Raw genomic sequence first — 18,705 nt, forward strand, 5'->3', positions numbered from 1 at the left:
GGAGGGAGGCCCCACGGCCTCTCGAAACACCATCTCCCCGCGCCGTGCCCGGGCAAGTCGAAGCGGCCTGAAGGAGGGCCATGGTCACCTCGGTGTGTGTGGCCCCGTGATGGACTCTGGTACTTGAGGCACCTCGCAGGCTTGCCGCGCCAATGCCACACAGGTTACCCTGGGTGAGATGACCCTGGCAGCCTCCCTGTTGCGGATCGATCCACGAGACGATGTGGCCGTCGCCGTGCGAGGCCTGGCCACCGGAGATCCGGTGGCCGAGGCGATCACCGCCCGTGTCGAGATCCCGGCCGGACACAAGGTGGCGCTGCGCGCGGTGGCCGCCGGCGAGCCGGTGCGGAAGTACGGTTGGCCGATCGGGCGGGCGACGGTGGACATCCAGCCGGGCGACCACGTGCACACGCACAACCTGGCCACCGCGCTCTCCGGCCTCGACACCTACGCCTACGAGCCCACGACCCCGGAGCCCCTCTCCGCCACCGAAGACAGCACCTTCATGGGGTACCGGCGGAAGAACGGGCGGGTGGGCACCCGCAACGAGATCTGGATCCTGTCGACGGTGGGCTGCGTCTCGCGCACGGCCCAGAAGGTGGCCGCCGAGGCGGACAGGCGCTTCAAGGGCCGGGTGGACGGGGTCTACGCGCTCACCCACCCCTTCGGCTGCTCCCAGCTCGGCGGCGACCTCGAGGCCACCCGCCGGATGACAGCGGCCCTGGCCGGCCACCCGAACGCGGGCGGCGCGCTGATCATCGGTCTTGGCTGCGAGAACAACCAGCTCGGCCTGCTCCTCGAGAGCGCCCCGCACCTCGATCGCGAGCGCCTGCGGTCCTTCACCGCCCAGACGGCCGAGGATGAGATCGAGGCGGGCCTGCAGGCCGTCGAAGAGCTGGTCAGGATCGCCGAGCGGGACCGCCGCGAGCCCTGCCCCGCCTCGGACCTGGTGATCGGCCTCAAGTGCGGCGGCTCGGACGGCTTCTCGGGGCTGACCGCCAACCCGCTCGTGGGCCGCATCGCTGACAAGGTCTGCGCCGCCGGCGGTTCGGCCATCCTGACCGAGATCCCGGAGATCTTCGGCGCCGAGCGCCTCCTCATGGCCCGCGCCGAGAGCGAGGCTGTCTATGCGGACGTCGTCGGCGTGGTGAACGACTTCAAGGGCTACTTCATCGCCCACGGCGAGCCGGTGTCGGAGAACCCCTCGCCCGGCAACATCGCTGGCGGCATCACAACCCTGGAGGAGAAGTCCCTGGGCGCTGTGCAGAAGGCCGGCCGCGCCCCGGTGACCGAGGTGGTCCGCTACGGCGGGCAGATCCGCGGCAAGCCGGGCGTGGCGCTGCTGGAGGCCCCCGGCAACGACGCTGTCTCGTCCACGGCGCTCGCCGCCTCCGGCGCGACGGTGATCCTCTTCACCACCGGCCGGGGCACGCCGCTTGGCTTCCCCGTGCCGACCCTCAAGCTCGCCACCAACTCGGGCCTCGCCCAGCGCAAGAAGCGCTGGATCGACTTCGACGCCGGCCGCGTCGCCACGGGCGAATCCATGGACGCGACAGCCGACGCCCTGATGGACCTGGTGCTGGCCACCGCCTCGGGCCGCCCGACCCGCGCCGAGGAGAACGACGAGCGCGAGATCGCGCTCTGGAAGCGCGGCGTCACCCTCTGAGCCTGGAGCGCCTCCCGGGGGCCGCGCTCGGCCTCGCTCCGCCGCACGTCGAGCGGCCCGCCAGGGACCGCTAGGACACCTCGCGGCGGGCGGGCTCGATCCGGACCGGCTCGATCCGGAGCGGCTCGATCTTGCCGACGAGGAAGAGGTAGCTGAACGCGCCGAGCAGGCAGAAGCCGCCCGCCACGACGAGCGGGATCGTGAACGAGCCCTTGGTCACCGAGACCATCACGCCGGTGAACGTCGTGATGACGATGCCGGCCAGGTTCGACGCGAAGTTCTGGATGCCGCCGATCGACGCCACGTGGCGCGGCGTGGGCGCGACGTCGCCAGGAAGGGACCAGACGCTGGCGCCGGCGAACGCGAGGCTCGAGTACGAGATGCCGAAGAGGATGAGCATCAGGGTCACGTTGGACGTCAGTGACGACAACGTGATCACCGACGACACAAGCATGCCGCCGACCATGCATGTCTTGCGTGCGGCGGTGAGGCTCCAGCCGCGACGATAGAGCGAATCGGAGACGAAGCCGCCGATCCAGCCGCCCGGGATCGCCATCAGCGCGGGGACCATGCCGAGCGTGCCGAGCGACCTGAGCGAGAAGCCGCGCGTCTGCACGAGGTAGCTCGGGAACCACGTGATGAAGAAGTAGTTGGTGAAGTTGAGGCAGAAGAAGCCGAGCATCATGCCCCAGAGCGTGCGATGGCGGAAGAGCGACGCCCACGTCACGTCGCCCTCCGCGTCCCTGGCGGGCGGTGCGTGGACGACGTCGACCTCGCCCGTCATGTCGCCGTGGGAGGGGCTGCGGTAGATGACGACCCAGCCGAGGATCCACACCGCGCCGAGCAAGCCCGTGATGATGAACGCCGCCCGCCATCCGAACGTATCGACGATGAGGGCCACGAGGGGGATCGACAGCGCCGAGCCGACGCGCGCGCCGCTATCGAAGATGCCCGTCGCGAGCGCGCGCTCGCGCGGCTTGAACCACTGGCTCACGAGCTTGGCGCAGGCCGGGTAGGCGCCGGCCTCGCCCGCGCCGAGCAGCAATCGGCAGCCGAACATGGACGCGACGCTCGAGGCGCCGGCCGTCGCCACGGTGAAGAGCGACCACCAGCCGACGGCGACCGGCAGCGCGATGCGCCCCCCGACGCGGTCGATGAACCAGCCGAACGGCATCTGCATGAGCGCGTAGGTCCAGAAGAAGCCGCTCATGATGAGGCCCATCTGCGCAGGGCCGATGCCGAGCGACTTCTCTATCTCGGGCGCCGCGACCGCCAGATTGGCGCGATCGATGTAGTTGAGGGCGACGGCGAGAAAGCACAGCAAAAGCACGACCCAACGCATCTTTCTCATCTACATGTCTCCTTGGATAGCGTATCTGTTCGTGCAATCGACAGCTCTCGCGCGGTCCCCGCCGAGCGGCGCTCCCTCGAGGTGCGCTGCGCGCGCGGCGCCATGGCAGCTGCATCGGGTCGTCGTGGTTATCGGTGTCGTGATCGCGGCGGCTCGCGCGGCCGGCCGGCAGCGCGGACCGCCTGTGGCAGCCTCACACGCTCATGCGGGCACGGCCGCGCGAAGCGACGCGCGCAGCCGGGGCTGCTCGAGGTTCAGGCCGAGCTCGCGCGCGAGCTCGATCACCGGCCCGAAGCGGCGTCGCTTCTTCTCGGCGTGGTTGCGCGCGATGTCGGAGATCCGGTGATCGAGGAACGGGTTCTCGAAGCGCTCGCGCACCTCGTCGAGGTAGGCGCGCGCGGCAGCGCCCTTGCCGAGCGCGTCGAAGACGGGCACCACCTCGTCGCGCCAGAGCGCCTCGAGCTCGGGGCGCAGGGCCGGATCGCGCATCGCCTGCCGCGTGTTCTCGTCGGTGGGGCGCCCGTCCGTCTGCCAGCGCTCGGCGAGGTAGGTGTGCCCGAGGTTCAGCAACAGCAGCTTCAGGCGCTCGTGGTGGGGCAGGTCGTCCGTCACGATCATCGCCTCATGCCCGCACGGCAGCACCATGCCCTCGCGCCGCTCGATCGCCCAGAGCGCGTAGGGCTCGGCGATCGCGCCGACGGGATGGATCGGCTCGGAGACGATCCTGTCGACGAGCGAGTTCACCCACACGCACGTGTGCTCGATGTAACGCAGGAAGGCTGCGTCCGCGCCCCACTGGCGCGCGACGCCGGCGACGAGCGCGCGCAGCGTGTCGCCGTTGTTCGACACGAGCTCGCAAGGCAGCAGCGTGAGCGGCGCGGCGCCCGCCTCGAAGCGGGCGCGCAGCAGGACGACGAGCTTCGCGACGAACCCGCGCGGCACGCCCGCGCCGGGCGCGAGCAACGCCGCCGTGTCCTCGGGAAAACAGGCGTACCCGCTGTCGCTCGTGTTCGAGAGCACGACGCGCGCGTCCCGCGCGAAGCGCTCGCGCACGAGCGGCCAGTCGGTGTTCGCGTCGAGCGCCTCCGTGATCGATCGGCATTCGATCGTCGTGTCGACGACCTCCTGGCGGCGCAGCCCGCGGATCCGCACGGGGTAACGCCCGTGTACGCGCAGCGCGTCGATGCGCGCGCGGCTCTCGGGGTTCGACGTGGTCTGCACCACGGTGACCGTCCCGAGCGCGTCGCCGGCGTGGAGCGCCTCCGAGATGAAAAAGTCCGCGTGAGCCTGCAGGAACCGGCTCGTGCCGAACTGGAGGATCGGATTGCCCATGTCAGCGCTCCTGTGGCTCGGAAGGCGCGCGCTCACGACACGCCGACCATGATCTTGGACGTTCGACCGGGGCACGCAGCCCAGGCGGCGAGCGCGTCGGGCACGCCTTCGATGGGGATCGAGCTCGAAATCAGGATGTTCGGGTCGAACGTGCGCCGCTCGAAGAAGGCGATCACGTCCGAGAACTCGCTCAGGCAGTTGCGCGAGCCGAGGATGTCGAGCTCCTTCATCACGAACAGCTTGGTCTCGTAGCTCACCGGCTCTTTGCCGTACCCGATGTACACGACGCGACCGCAGAACTTCACCCACTCCACCGCGTTGCGGTACGTCGCTGTCGCGCCCACGGCCTCGATCACGACGTCCGGCCCGTCGCCGTTCGTCATGTCCATCACGCGCTGGCGTGCATCGGCGCCCGCGAGCACCGCCTCGCGCGCGCCGAGCGCCCTGGCGAGCGCGAGCTTCTCTTCCTGCGTGTCGAGCGCGATCACGCGCGCGCCGCGGCTCACCGCGCCGGCGATGGCCCCGAGCCCGACGCCGCCGCAGCCCATCACAAGGACTGTCTCCTCGGCCTCGACGCGCCCCCGCGCCGCCGCGTGAAAGCCGACCGAGAACGGCTCGACAAGCGCGAGCTCGGTGAGGCTCAATTTCCGTGACGTGAAGAGCTTCTGGTACGGCACCGCCACGAGCTCGGTCAGCGCGCCGTCGCGCTGCACGCCCATGGTCTTGTTGTCGCGGCAGGCGTTGCGCCGTCCCGCGCGGCACGAGGGGCACACGCCGCACGCCGTGTACGGCGTGAACGTGACGTCGGTCCCGACGCGCCAGTCCGCCTCGACGCCGGAGCCGAGCTCCACGATCGTGCCGGCCACCTCGTGACCCAGCACCCGAGGGTACGTCACCATCGGGTTCTTGCCGAGGAACGTGTTCAGGTCGGAGCCGCACAGACCGACCTGTCGCACGCGGATCAACACCTCATCGTGCGCCGGCTCAGGCTCGCGGATCTGGGTCACCTGCGCAGCCGACGGACCCGTGATCGTCAGGGCTTTCATTGTTTCATTGCCTCACCGAGCGACTTCGTTCACTCGCGGCTTCCACGGCGCGCTCCGCAGCCGGGGCCGCTTCCTCCTGCAGCAAAGAAGACACGGCGCCACGTCGACTGGCAGGATCCGAGGCGACGTGGCGTTGCTTCACGAGCCGTGCGCGGGGCGGAGGCCGCCCCCGCCGCGGCGTTCGGGACACCCCTGTTCAGGGATGACGCGCATAGAACTTCTGTGCGTTCTTGAACATCACCTTGTCACGCGCCTCCTGACCGAGCTCCTTGAGGTAGAGCTCGGCAATCTCGATCTCCGAAGCGAGGCTGCCACCCATGTCGACAACGGGCCAGTTGCTGCCCCAGATCAGCCGGTCTTCGCCGAAGGCGCTCATCAGCACGTCGAAGTGCGGCTTGTACGCCGCGACGTCGGTCGGCGCCTTCCAGGGATCGTCCTCGGTGGCGGCCGGGTTGTACATGTCGAAGAACGAAGAGAACTTGACGTAGATGTTCGGGTGCTTGCCCAGCCGCTGCATCGCATCGACCCAGGCCGGATCCGGCGTCGCCCCTTTCGCGCCCGCCAGGTGGTCGATGATGATCCGGAGCCTGGGCACCGCGGTCGCGAGCGCCTCGACCTTGTCCTTCGGGTTCAAGGTGCCGCGGCTGATGATGTCGAGCGTCATGCCCTTGGCCGCGAGCTCCTCCAGCGAGGCGAGCTGCTTCTTGTCGAGCGTCAGCTCCGGGCTCCAGAGGAACCCGCGGATGCCGACCACGCGCGGGTCCGCGGCGAGGCGCGCCAGATCGGCGCTGAAGCTCGGCGAGCCGATCTCGAGCTGCGCGACAAGGAACTTGAAGAAGCCGTTGCCCTTCGTCATCTCGAGGACCTTGACGTTGTCCTCGACGACGGGGCTGGCCTCGACGACGCCGGTGCCGATGATGCCATTCTGCTTCGCGATCGCCTCGTACTCCGCGGGCAGCACGTCGCGGTAAATCGGCTTCTGCTTGGCCTCGGGCCAGACGACGCCGCCTGGCCGCGTGACCTGGTAGAGATGGATGTGCGTGTCGAGGATCGGGCCGCGCTGCGCCGCCGGCACGGCCAGCGGGGCCGCCGCCTTGCTCGTGTCGTCCGCCGTCTCCGGCGCCGGCGCGGTGGTCGAGGAGGACGACGCGCACGCCGCGAGCGGCGAGAGCGCCATCGTCAGGCACAACGTGGCGAAGTTCGTCTTGATGCTCGTGAGCATTGTCAGGTGGAGCCTTTCGGAGTCGGTGCCGGAGTCAACCGCAGGATGACAGCGCTACTTGCTCAGCTCTTCGATGACCGCGGCGAGCTCCGCGGGGGGCAGCGCGTCCGCGGCGCGCCAGGGCGGCATGCGCAGCGGCGATGTCGCGGGCTCCTGCAAGCGAGCGATGGCCCGGTCCTTCACGTCGCGCGGCATGCCGTCCAGGTCCTTCACGTTGAACGCGGCGCGGCTCAGCGCCGGGTTCCCGCGGCCGTCGTGGCAGCGCGAGCAGAGCTGCGTGAGCACGGCGCGCCCGCTCGCCCCCGGCGGCGGCACCAGGCCGACCTTCACCTTCGCGTCTGCGGAGAAGATGTCGCGCAGATCGAGAAGGGATTGTCGCGGGGCCGCGCCCCTCACCACGTCGAGGTAGGACGTGGTCCGCGCCGCGCGGAGCGCAGGATCCGTCACGTCCACGAACGGGTAAGGCACAGGGATCGAATCACCGGCCAGCGACACGGCGAACTGCTGCTCCCACGTCGGGCTCGACGAGCCGGCCCTGGCCTCTGCCTCGATGCGCGGGTCGAACGCGTTCGGCTGCGCCGCCTGGCCCTCGGCGACGAGCAGCGCCTCGAGCTGCGCGCCGCTGCCCTCGTCGATGGCGTTCTGGATCGTCGCGATGGGGATGCCGCCGTACTGCGCGTCGAGCGCGTGGGCCTCCAGGAACTGCGGCGTGAGCACCCGATCGGACTCCGTGCGCTGCACGAAGCGCTGCGGGAACCAGTGCAGCCAGGGGAACTCCAGCTCCTGCATGCGCAGGATCTTCTTCGTGCCGTGGCCGCCGGGCTGGTGGCACGAGCGGCAGTCGAGCGACGTATTCTCGACGTCTTCCTCGCTGTAAATGCTGAACGCCGTCCAGCCGTGCTCTATCTCTTCGGTGAGCAGGCTCGCGAGGTCGCAGCTGTCGTCGTAGTCACACTGCCGCTCGAAGGTGAACAGGTAGAAGTTGTAGTCACCTGTCGACAGGTCGCGGCTCACGATCTCGACGAAGGGCTCACCGCGAACGAAGCCGACCGCTGTCATCTCCGCCGGCTTTTCGCGCATCTCGGTCACACGCGGGAAGACGATGAGGCGTGGATTGACGGCGGAGACGGCCCTCTTCACAAGCGACGTGGAGTTGCCTGTGAGCGCGAAGGCGCGATCTTCGTCGAGCTTCGCGACCCGGAGCAAGCTGGCGAAGTCGGTGATGTTCGGCCGCGGCGCGGCGCACACCGCCTGCCAGAAGCTGTCGCCGCGCGGCGTCGCGCAGAGCGCGCGGTGCTGCGCCTCGCGCCTGGGCAGGGCCGACAGCTCCGGGTCGGGAGCGCTCACGGGCGGCAGCGCGTCCCAGTCGACCACGGCCTCGTCCGTGGCGGCGTTCTCGCCGATCTCGCCGACGCACGCCGCCAGCAGCAGCGAAGCCAGGCACAGGCTCGGCAGGCGCCTCACGACGGCCTCCTGCGGCGCGCGCCGAGCGCCATCGAGCCGGCCACGAGCGCGAAGGCCAGGAGCGGCGCGCGACGGTCGAGAGGCCCGCCCGTCACGCCGCAGTGAAGGCCAGAGATGTCGTCCGGCTCCTGAACCGCGCCGTCTCCCTCGCTCGGCTCCGCGTCGATGGATCCGTCCAGCTGCTGCACGTAGGCGATGAGCTGCCCGAGCTCGGCTTCGCTGAGCGCGCTGGTGAAGGCGTGGCGATCGTCGGGATTGGCCGTGACGAGGACGTCACGCAGCGTCGGCGCGGAGCCGTCGTGCAAGTACGGCGCCGTCTCCCACACGCCGTTCAACGTCGGCGTGTCGATGCCGAACAGCGGCTCACCGGCGCGCGCCCCGGAGGACGGCTTCACTGTGCCGACGTCGTGCAGCTTCCCACGCGCGCTGTCGGTCCCGTCGGGACCCGTGTGGCAGAAGTTACAACCCAGGCGCTCGAAGAGGGCGCGGCCCGCGACGCCGTCCTCGGTGAGCGAGCCGTCGGCGTTGCGGAAGGGGCTCGGGCTGTAGGTGTCGAGCGAGCCGAGGAACGCCGCCAGCGCATCGAGCTCGGGGCTCAGCCCGGCCTTCTTGTCGCCGCGCGGCGTGGCCACGGTCCCCGTGGCGAGCTGCTCGGCGCCGAGGAAGCCCTTGCCGCCGAACAGGTCGCGGATGTTGTCGTCGGAGTCCTGGATCTCGTCGAAGCTGCCGCTCCAGTTGACGTTGCCGTGGCCCGCGCCGCGCCGTCCGACAAGCGAGACGGTGTTGCGGAGCCCCTCCCCCACGCTGCCGAAGTCCCAGACTCGCCCGTCCTCCGCGCCGTCGAAGTGACACGAAGCGCAGCTGATGTAGCCCTGATCGCTCATGCGCACGTCCGCCGAGTTGAAGAACAGCTGTTTTCCGCGCAGGACCTCCGCGTCGAGCTTCTCCGCGGCGACGGTCGGAATGTCGGCCAGCTTCCTGGTGATGAGGTCGTGCGAGCTGACGACGTCGGCGACGTCATAGACCGCCACCGTACGGCTGAGCGACGCGTGCACGAACAGCTTGTCGGTCTCGGTCAGAGCCAGGCCGCGCGGAGCAAAGCCCGTCTCTTTCAGCGCTGTCACGAACTCGCCCGTGTAGGCGTCTCGGACCTCCACCAGGGCCGAGCCGGCCACGCTGACGAACGCATAGTCGCCGAGCGGCGTGAACACGACCTGGTTGGGCAGGTTGCGATCGTCCAGATCGATGCGCCGCGCGACGTCCTCGGCGCCCTCCGCGAGGTTCAGCAGCGCCACGAGCGGCCGCACCGTGTTGTCGTCGGTGAGCGCGAGCTGATCGCGAAACGGACCACGGAAGATGTTGTCCTTCTTGCCCGGCACCCACGCGAACAAGCCGTCGGGCGAGAGCCCCACCGAGAACAGGTAGTTCGGCAGGCCGCGCCCCTGTTGATCCGTGTCCTCCGTCGTTGTGTCCGCAGCGAGCTCGAAGCGCGTGCTCACCTGGAAGGTCGCCGCGTCGACGCGCGTCACCTCGCCATGGCTGTCCTCGGAGATGAAGCGCGTGACGTAGACCTGCGCGCCGTCGTGCGACACCGAGACGCCCCGCGGCGTACCGCCGAGCGCGAGCTCGGCCACGACGGCGCCGCTCGCCACGTCCAGCTTCAGCAGCTTGCCGACGGCCATGAGCGTCACGTACGCGGCGTCCCCTGTCGGGCTGATCGCGAGGCCCATCGGCTGCGACGCGTACGGCAGCGCGACCTCGCGCTCCACCGCCAGCGACGCGGTGTCGATGATGGAGAGCGCGTGCGCGTCGCGGTGCAGCACCCACAGCTTGCCTTGCGCCGTGAGCGCGAGCCCGACAGGGCCGCGCGCCACCGGCACCTCCGCGAGCCTTGTCAGCGTGCCCGTGTCGAGCACGCTCACGCTGTCGTTCTCGTAGTTGGCCGTGTAGAGCTTCGCGTTCGGCTGGTCGTAGACGAGATCGGTCGAGCCCGCCGCGCTGCCCGTGACGAGCGGCCTGTGCACCGTGTGCACGAACGCGACGCTGGTGAACCCGACATCGTCCTTGACCGTCGCCAGCACCGGGTAGTGGCCCGGCGCGGCGTAGGTGTGGACCTGCTGCACGTCGCCGACAGTGAACTCGGTGCGTGTCTCGTCCCCCATGTCCCAGCGCACCTGCACGGGGCCGACTGGGTCGCCGATCGTCAGGTCGAACGTGACGGCCTCGCCCGTGAGCGAGGGCGCGCGCTCGGGGATGCTGGCCGTGACGGCGCGCGCCTCGGCCGGCCAGGCCGCCGCCCAGCAGACGCCTCCGAGCAGGCCGAGGAGCTTCGGCAGCGAGCGCATGGCTCAGGGACCGGTCGTGAACGTTGACTTGAACTCGGCCGCCATGCCGTTGCCGACGAGATCTTTCATGCCGTCCTTCGGCAGGATGACCTCGTAGGTTGTGTTCGGCGTCAGGTCCTCGTCGGGGTCGAAGTTCACGATGCCCATGTACAGGCCGAACGTGCCCTTCAAGGGCGCGCCGCCCACCGGCCGGACGATGAAGCTGCCCGGGTGGATCGTGGCGAGCTCGATGTTGTCGGTGAGGCTGAGACCGACGCGCGACTTCCTGCTCACGCCCGTCGCCCCGTTCTTCGGCAACACAGTGTCCACCGCCGGGGGCGTTGTGTCCGGATCCGTGGAGTGCGCGGCGATGACCATGCCGCGGTAGGGCAGCTCGTCGTCGGCCAGCACCAGCAGGCTGCCGACAGCGATCGAGAACTGGTCGTCGCCGTTCTCGAACTCCAGCCGGCCCCAGATTCGATTCTTGATCGACATCCGCTGGATGTCGTGCACGTCGATCTTGGAGACGCCGGCGTCTGGCCGCAGGTGACCCAGGAACAGGTAGCCGTCGGAGAAGCTCACGTACTCGGACCCGGCGGGGTAGCCCTTGGCCCTGAACGCCGAGTCGGGCAGCGTGGCGAGGGGTGAATTGGCCGAGCCGATGTCGGTGGGATCGGTCAGCACGTCCCACACGCGCAGCGGCGACTGCACGTAGACGTGCTTGCCGTACAGCCCACAGATGTAGCTCTTGCTCGGGGTGATGAAGTCGAGCGCGACAGGGTTCATCGGGTCGCTGATGTCCATCGTCGCGATGCCGCCGTTGTCCTTGGGCGTCGTGATGACGAGCGTATTGCCGACGGCCCACAGCGGACCGGCGCTCACGCCGCCGAACTGCGAGATCGGGATCTTCTTTACGAACCGCACGTCCTCGGGATCCGTTGCGTCCAGGATGTGCAGGCCCGTGTTGGTGCCGCCGATGTAGATGACGCTGCCCTGCCAGTACATGCCCCACACGGAGTCGGTGAAGTCGCCATAGTTGATGCCCTGGAGCCGGACGAGCGTCACGTGACGAGGCGCGCGGGCGTCGGTGACGTCCCAGATGTCGACGCCGGTGCCCGAGGTGGTGACCTGGTAGAACTTGTTGCCGTAGCGCGCGAGCGAGGTCTGGTGCGACTCCGCCTCGCCAACGCCCTTGGGCCCTCCCCTGGGATCGAAGCCAGGGCTCTGGATGCGCGAGAGCATCCTGGGATTGGCCGGATCGGCGATGTCGTAGAAGACGATCTCGGCGTTGCCGGCGCCTTGAACATAGCCGTTGACGACGATCGGCTGGTTCTGGTGGTGGTCCTTCTCGAGCGTCGGCGACACAAGGCCGTCTCGCCAGCTCTGACGCGGCAGGTTGACCTTGCTCGCCGGCATCGGCATGTTCGGGATCTTGCCTTCCGGGGCGGTGATCATGTCCGGATCGACCTCGCCCGAGCCGCCGCTGCCGGCCGTGGCGTCTCCGCCCGAGCCGCTCGTGGAGCTGCTGGCCGTGGAGCTGCTGGCCGTGGAGCTGCTGCTCGTGGCTCCTGTCACCGGCATCGGCGCTGCGCCGCCGCTGCCCGTCACAACGGTCGAGGTGTCGCCGGAGCCGCCGCCGTCATTCCCTTCCGGCGTCGCGCCGGGACCGCCGCCGGAGCACGCCGCGATAAGGGCGGCGAACGCAGGACAGCCGAGCCAACGCATCCCGATCCTCTTCGAACGCATCCCTTACCTCTTCTCTACCGCGTGAGTCATGACCAATGGTCAATTTGCGGGGACCTGGAGCCGACGATATCCACCGCGATCCTGCGAACGCACGGGCGCACAGCCGCGCAGCCATACGGCCGCACAGGCGCACAGGCGCAGAAAGCACCCCCGTCAACGCCCAATGTGAACGTTCACATTACTCATGTCAAGCTGGATCGACTCCACGTGTTTTGACGCGATTGACGCGTTCCGGCGGCTCGACCAGGGGCCCAGCTCGATCGTGGAGGCGCTCGTCACTGGGCCATCGAAGACGCGCGGCGCGGCGACGCAGTCGGCTCGGAAGCGGTCGGCGCAGGGGGCGGATGGTCCTCCCCCGCCACCGTGTCGGCATTCATCGAAAAGTTGCACCCATTCTGAATGCTGCTCGGGGAGATATAAGGACACACCAGAAAGCTCGTGAACGGCTCGCCGTCGAACCAGCTCTCTCGCACGCACGCGGCACATTGTTCCAGGCCACGCGGAACCGCCTCCACCTGCCGGAGCGATCCGCCCGAGCCTCGTGTCGACTCCACCAGCTCGTTCCCGAGGCGTACCAGCGCGACCTGTTCGACGCGGCGCTCTGGAGGAGCCCCGCCAGCCTTGTCACCCCTCGGGATCGAGGATACCCGCGGGCCGGTCGATCGGCGTTGACGTTGACAATGTGAACGTTCACAATTCGGCCGAAAGTACCCGCCTATCTCGCCACGTGCGGGTCGCGGGATGCGCACCGAGGCCCTTCGTCACCTTCAACCTGGAAGCCGGCCTTCTGAGGCTGGAGGTCTGCAACGAGAGCATCATCAGGGTCCAGTACGCCGCTGGTCCTTCGCTCCCTGACAAGACGTCTCTGTCTGTCAACAACAAGTGGGGCACACCGAGCTTTTGCGTGACGGAGAGCTCGGGGACCGTGACCATCACCACCTCACGCTTGAAGGCCAGCGTCGACACGACCAGCGGCCTGGTCACCTACGCCGACTTGAACGATGACGTCATCCTGTCGGAGGACAGCAAGAGCTTGACCCCCGTGACCGTCGAGGGGGTCAGCACGAACCGCGTCGAGACGGTCTTCAACTCACCCGCCGACGAAGCGTTGTTTGGTCTCGGCCAGCACCAGGACGGCGTGATGAATCGAAAAGGGACGACCCGGCGCATCCTCAACGCCAACACCGAGATCAACGTCCCGATGCTGGTATCCAACAGGGGCTACGGCGTCTTCTGGGACAACTATTCCGCCTCGAACTTCGACGGGACCGAGTCCAACGACACCAAGTACAGCTACGCGTCCGAAGCCGGCGAGATGGTGGATTATTACTTCTTCTATGGCCCGAGCATCGACCAGGTCGTGGCCCAGTATCGCGCCGCGACCGGCGCGGCCCCGTTGTTCCCGAAGTGGGCCTACGGGCTCTTCCAGTCGAAGGACAAGTACGGCAGCCAGGCCGAGCTGCTGAGGGTCAAGGACGGCTACCGCGACAACAACATCCCGGTCGACTGCATCGTTCAAGACTGGGACTACTGGACTCCCCACGCGTGGGGCTCCCACTTCATGGATCAAGGCCGCTATCCCGATCCAGCAGCCCTCATCGACGAGATGCACAAGGCCAACGTTCACACGATGATATCGATCTGGCCGTTGTACCAGCGCGTGGACACGGAGAGGAAGGCCGGAGAGATGGACAACTACAAAGCGCTCGACGAGATCGGAGCGCTGTTCGCCAGCGGCGGCACGCACCATTTCTATGACACGCTCAACCCCGCCGCCAGAGCCCTTGTGTACCAGCAGATCCACGATCGCCTCCTGGGGGCGCACGGCTGGGACGGCATCTGGGCCGACAACACCGAACCTCAAGGCTATCCGGACCGCGTCGACGTGCGGTCGGCTGACACCGCGCTCGGCAAGGGGGCGCTGTACGTGAACGCTTATCCCCTGGGGCACGCCCAGGGGTTGTACGAGCACTGGCGCACGACCGGCCCGAAGGAGAAGCGAGTCTACGTCCTCAGCCGCAGCGCCTTCGCCGGGCAACAGCGGTATGCCACGACGTGCTGGTCGGGGGACATCAACAGCGACTTTCCCACCTATACCAGGCAGATCCCCGCGGGGCTCAATTTCTCGCTCGCGGGGATGCCCTACTGGACCACGGATATCGGCGGGTACTGGGGCCACAACGTGGACTGGACCACCAGCGCGAACAATGAGCTCTTTACCCGCTGGTTTCAGTATGGCGCCTTCTCCCCGATCTTCCGGATCCACGGAGGCGGCTCGAGGGAGCTGTACAGCAACAGCTGGAGCGCCGCCACCAAGGCCAATCTCCTCAAGATCGACAACCTGCGCTACCGACTGATGCCGTACATCTACTCATTGGCGTGGAAGGTGACCAGCGAAGGCTACACCATGATGCGGCACCTGGTGTTCGACTACCCCGTCGACGAGAAGGTGTTCAACATCAAGGACCAGTTCCTGTTCGGCCCTGCCTTCCTTGTCAATCCGGTGACCGCCGCGGGCGCCACCAGCCGCTCCGTCTATCTCCCCGCGGGGACCTGGTACGATTTCTGGACAGGCTCGACGACAGACGGCGGGCGTACGACTTCTGTGCCCGCGCCGCTGAGCGAGATCCCGCTCTTCGTCAAGGCGGGCTCGATCGTCCCCATGGGTCCCGGGATTCAGTATGCGACGCAGAGCATCGACCCGGTGGAGATCCGGATCTACGCAGGTCAAGACGGGTCCTTCACCATGTACGAGGACGAGGGCGACAGCTATAGCTACGAGGACGGTCAATACTCGACCATTCCGCTCACGTGGGACGAGTCCGCCAAGAAGTTGACCATCGGCGCAAGGACGGGGAGCTATCGCGGAATGCCGGCCAGCAGAACGTTCAGGATCGTATGGGTAGGATCCAACCATGGCTCCGGCGTCGATGTCACCGCCGCTGCAGATCAAGTGGTCGCGTATGACGGCTCAGAGGTTGTCGTGACCGCAAACTGAGCAACGGCTGCTGGCGCCCTCGCCGACGCCCCCTGGCGCGGCGCCGCCCAGGCCCGCCCCCGGCTCGGCTGCTGGAAGACCGCGATCCACGGAGAGAGCGCGCGCTCCCCAGGAGCGAACGCCGGCCGCCGTGTGACGAACCACATCAACAGCCTGATTTCCTTCTCGGCGCATTGCCGCTCCTCGTCGATTGCCCCCTACCTCTTGACAGCTCGATCCTCGACCTCGTAACACGATGGATCGAGCATGGACTCCGGGACGCCTGGCGCTCAGTATCGCTTCCGTTGGATGATGCCTGGCTCGCGCATGGCGGACGACGCCTGTGCTGTAGGGAAGCCGGGCTGCGCGTGGGAGCTGCGTCCCGGCGCTCGGCGTCGCGCTCGCCCGCGGCGCCCTGTCACTCGGTGTCCGTCACATGCCACACCCTAAAGCGATGTCGCGGGAGGAGGGACTCTGACGGAGGGGTGCCACGCGCGATCGAGCGAACCATGGACGAGGAGGGCTCTCATGACGATGATTGGACTATATCGGACAGCGGTCTTCGGGCTCCTGCTGACGACGGCGGCGTGCGGGTCGAGCGATAGCATCGACGCGGGCACGGAGGTCGGACGCATCGATCGGCCGCCGACGCCGGAGAGCGAGTTCACTCCGGTGGAGCTCGAGGCGACGATCGATCGTCTCATCGCCGTGATCAACGAGAGCACGATCGAGCCGATGCAGATGGTGGTCCTGCTGAAGAACCTCGACACCTTCTTCGAGCCGATCGCCACGGGTGCGAGCCGGGCCATGGGGGAGCTCGACGTGACGGGGAACGTGCTCGGGCCCACCGACCAGTCGGGCGATTCCACGACATCGCAGGACCTCCAGAATCAGCAGCTCGCGCAGGCAGTAGCGGGTGGCGCCGAGGGGATCGGCGTCTCGCCGTACGGCGACGTCAACGCGGCCGCCGTCGACGATGCTGTCGCCGAGGGGGTCCACGTGGTGACGCTCGACACCGACGTGGCGACCTCGAAGCGCTCGCTCTACGTCGGATTGCTCAACACGTCTGCGGGAGCCACGGCGGGGAAAACCCTGCTCGCGATGCTGCCCCCGCCTCCTGGCACGGTGGTCATTCACGGCACCACCGCGGAAGACTGGGTCGACGGGTATGCTCGGACGCAGGGAGCCCTGCAGGAGATCGAGGCAGCCGGTTACACGCCCCTGGTGAGCCAGGCCGCCTTCTTCGCCGACGAGGCCTACGACGTCGACGCGATGAAGGGCCAGATCGAGGCCGCGGACCCGCCCGTCGTCGGTATGGTCGGCCTGTTCAACATCTCGTACCGGTGCGTGATGGGCGCAGACGCCGCGGGCATACCGGGCGTCCCCATCGTCGCGTTCGACTTCGATCCAAAGACCGTCGCCTACATGCGCGAGGGGCGCATCAAGGCCACACACACCCAGCGGCAGTACTACGAGGGTTACCTCGTGCCCTACATCCTCTATAGCATCAAGAACATCGGCCTCGACGCGACAAGGGACGTCCTCGCCCCGCTGATGGACGGCGATAGCCGGGTCGACATCGGCCTCGACGTGGTTCCGTCGGGCAAGCTCGACGCTTACAACACGTTCCTCGACGAGATCGGCGCAGTTCAGTAGCGGGATCGCCGCTCGAGGGAGACCTCGCGCGGCGCCGGCGGGCGCTCGACGCGCGAGGATCCCGGGTCCGGCCCGGCAGCGCCGGGGAGGCTGCGAGCCCCTCGCAAGACCGCTTGCAAGATCGAGGACGGGCGAGGGGCGAACATTGCCCGGAGGGGGCCGGCGGAGGGCGCCTCCGCTTGCCCCCGCGCGCCCGGGCGTGCGAAGCTGCGCCCGCATCCGCAAGGAGGTCTTCGTGGCAAGGTTGTTCGAGCCCTTTCGCTTGAAGGACGTGACGCTGCGCAACCGCGTTGTCGTCTCTCCCATGTGCCAGTATTCCTCCGTGAACGGGCATGCCACCGACTGGCACCTTGTTCACCTGGGCTCGATGGCGCGGGGCGGAGCCGGGCTCGTCATCGCCGAGGCGACGGCTGTCTCCCCGGAGGGGCGCATCAGCCCACGGGACGCCGGCCTCTGGGAGGACGGGCAGATCGAGCCGCTCCGGCGGATCGTCGCGTTCGTCAAGGAGCAGGGCGCGGTCCCGGGGATCCAGCTCGCGCACGCGGGGAGAAAGGCGAGCGCCAACCGGCCGTGGGAGGGCGATGATCACCTGACGCCGCAGGAGGGCGCGTGGGAGACGCTGGCTCCCTCGGCGAAGGCCTTCGGCGACAAGCTCCCTCAGGTGCCGAGGGAGATGACGAAGGCCGATATCGCGCGCGTGAAGGGCAATTTCGTCGCCGCCGCGCGGCGGGCCCTCGAGGCAGGCTACGAGTGGCTCGAGCTGCACTACGCGCACGGCTACCTGGCGCACAGCTTCTACTCGCCGCTCTCGAACGCGCGCACCGACGAGTACGGCGGATCGTTCGAGAACCGGATCCGCTTCCTCGTCGAGACGTTCGAGGCCGTGCGCGATGTATGGCCGGAGCGCCTGCCGCTGACCGTCCGCCTGTCGATCACGGACTGGGTGGACGGCGGCATCACTGTCGACGCGTCGATCGAGCTGACGAGGCGGCTCAAGGCCTCCGGCCTCGACCTCCTCGACGCGAGCCACGGGTTCGTCGTCCCCGATGTCTCGAAGATCCCGTGGAGCCCTGGCTTCCTGCTCCCGTACGCCGGGCGCGTCCGCAAGGAGGCGGGCGTGCCTGTCGCCGGCGGGTGGTTCATCAACGAGCCCGAGCAGGCCGAGGCGGCGCTGAAGGAGGGCCAGGCGGACCTCATCGTGCTGGGGCACGCCATGCTGGACGACCCGCACTGGGCCTACCACGCGGCGAAGAAGCTCGGCGTGGAGCAGCCGACAGGCGTGCTCCCGCCGCCGTACGGCCACTGGCTCAAGCGCTGAGGAGAGCGGCCCGCGTCATGACAACGCGCAGCAGGGGCGGGCGCCTCGCGCCGCCCGCGGACGAGGTGTTCGCCGTCAGGAAGAGAAGGCCGGTCCCGCACGAGTTCGTGCTCGAGGCGCTCGCGCCGCTCGGCCCCGAGACGCGGCCGCTGTTCGGCTGCCTGGCCGTCTACGTGGGCGAGAAGATCGTCCTCGCCCTGCGCGACAAGCCCGGACCCGACAACGGCGTCTGGCTGGCCACGACCGAGGAGCACCACGCTGCCCTGCGCCGGGACCTCCCGAGCATGCGGAGCATCGAGGTGCTCGGGAAGGCCGTGACGGGCTGGCAGGTGCTTCCGGCCGACGCGCCCGACTTCGAGGAGGCCGCGCTGAGGGCCTGCGCGCTCATCGAGGCGGGCGACCCGCGCATCGGGAAGGTGCCGGGCGAGAAGCGGAAGAAGCGTGACGCGCCGCGCGCCGGCGCGAGCTCGCCGCCGGAGAAGATCGCGGCGGGCTCGAACGCGGCGAAGAGGCCGCGGGCGCGGAGATGAGCGCCCCTCGCTGATCGAGGGCGCAGCGGGTGGGCGCTCGGAAAAGCGCGCCGGCCCTGCGCCCGGCCGCGGA

Annotated in this window: 12 protein-coding genes; 5 read left to right on the forward strand and 7 right to left on the reverse strand. The window is 68.5% G+C overall.

Annotation, left to right across the window (positions count from 1 at the left end; all coding sequences use genetic code 11):
- The first annotated feature begins 178 nt into the window (after positions 1-178).
- Complete coding sequence (locus WMF42_RS20390) at positions 179-1,666, forward strand: UxaA family hydrolase (protein WP_437693673.1); 1,488 nt, start codon at positions 179-181, stop codon at positions 1,664-1,666.
- A 70-nt stretch (positions 1,667-1,736) separates the two neighbouring features.
- Here the strand turns inward: WMF42_RS20390 and WMF42_RS20395 are convergent, their stop codons facing one another.
- The 7 genes from WMF42_RS20395 to WMF42_RS20425 all read right to left on the reverse strand — a co-directional run bounded on the left by WMF42_RS20395 (position 1,737) and on the right by WMF42_RS20425 (position 12,151).
- Positions 1,737-3,017 (reverse strand): MFS transporter, encoded by a 1,281-nt coding sequence (locus tag WMF42_RS20395; RefSeq protein ID WP_437693675.1) that lies wholly within the window; start codon positions 3,015-3,017, stop codon positions 1,737-1,739.
- 201 nt (positions 3,018-3,218) lie between these two features.
- Positions 3,219-4,349, reverse strand: coding sequence for a mannitol dehydrogenase family protein (locus WMF42_RS20400; RefSeq protein WP_437693677.1), 1,131 nt, complete (start codon positions 4,347-4,349; stop codon positions 3,219-3,221).
- A 32-nt stretch (positions 4,350-4,381) separates the two neighbouring features.
- Positions 4,382-5,395: a zinc-binding alcohol dehydrogenase family protein gene (locus WMF42_RS20405; protein ID WP_437693679.1), complete on the reverse strand. Its 1,014-nt coding sequence runs from the start codon at positions 5,393-5,395 to the stop codon at positions 4,382-4,384.
- 196 nt (positions 5,396-5,591) lie between these two features.
- Positions 5,592-6,617, reverse strand: coding sequence for an amidohydrolase family protein (locus WMF42_RS20410; RefSeq protein WP_437693681.1), 1,026 nt, complete (start codon positions 6,615-6,617; stop codon positions 5,592-5,594).
- Positions 6,618-6,671: 54 nt separating this feature from the next.
- Positions 6,672-8,081: a c-type cytochrome gene (locus tag WMF42_RS20415; RefSeq protein WP_437693683.1), complete on the reverse strand. Its 1,410-nt coding sequence runs from the start codon at positions 8,079-8,081 to the stop codon at positions 6,672-6,674.
- On the reverse strand, positions 8,078-10,426 hold the full coding sequence (locus WMF42_RS20420; RefSeq protein WP_061606345.1) for a PKD domain-containing protein: 2,349 nt from the start codon (positions 10,424-10,426) through the stop codon (positions 8,078-8,080). Before WMF42_RS20420 ends, WMF42_RS20415 begins: the two co-directional genes overlap by 4 nt.
- A gap of 3 nt (positions 10,427-10,429) precedes the next feature.
- Complete coding sequence (locus WMF42_RS20425; RefSeq protein ID WP_437693685.1) at positions 10,430-12,151, reverse strand: Ig-like domain-containing protein; 1,722 nt, start codon at positions 12,149-12,151, stop codon at positions 10,430-10,432.
- A 727-nt stretch (positions 12,152-12,878) separates the two neighbouring features.
- Here WMF42_RS20425 and WMF42_RS20430 point away from each other — a divergent pair.
- The 4 genes from WMF42_RS20430 (at position 12,879) to WMF42_RS20445 (ending at position 18,632) form a co-directional block, all read left to right on the forward strand.
- Positions 12,879-15,149, forward strand: a complete 2,271-nt coding sequence (locus tag WMF42_RS20430; RefSeq protein ID WP_437694310.1) for a glycoside hydrolase family 31 protein — start codon at positions 12,879-12,881, stop codon at positions 15,147-15,149.
- 507 nt (positions 15,150-15,656) lie between these two features.
- Positions 15,657-16,784: a substrate-binding domain-containing protein gene (locus WMF42_RS20435; RefSeq protein WP_437693687.1), complete on the forward strand. Its 1,128-nt coding sequence runs from the start codon at positions 15,657-15,659 to the stop codon at positions 16,782-16,784.
- Positions 16,785-17,019: 235 nt separating this feature from the next.
- Positions 17,020-18,102, forward strand: a complete 1,083-nt coding sequence (locus WMF42_RS20440) for an NADH:flavin oxidoreductase/NADH oxidase (RefSeq protein ID WP_437693689.1) — start codon at positions 17,020-17,022, stop codon at positions 18,100-18,102.
- A gap of 17 nt (positions 18,103-18,119) precedes the next feature.
- Positions 18,120-18,632 carry a hypothetical protein gene (locus WMF42_RS20445; RefSeq protein ID WP_437693691.1) on the forward strand — a complete coding sequence of 171 codons (513 nt, stop codon included), beginning with the start codon at positions 18,120-18,122 and terminating at the stop codon, positions 18,630-18,632.
- Positions 18,633-18,705: the final 73 nt, after the last annotated feature.

Origin of the sequence: Sorangium sp. So ce176, from assembly GCF_051519835.1 — a bacterium.
Classification (GTDB): Bacteria; Myxococcota_A; Polyangia; order Polyangiales; family Polyangiaceae; genus Sorangium; species Sorangium cellulosum_G.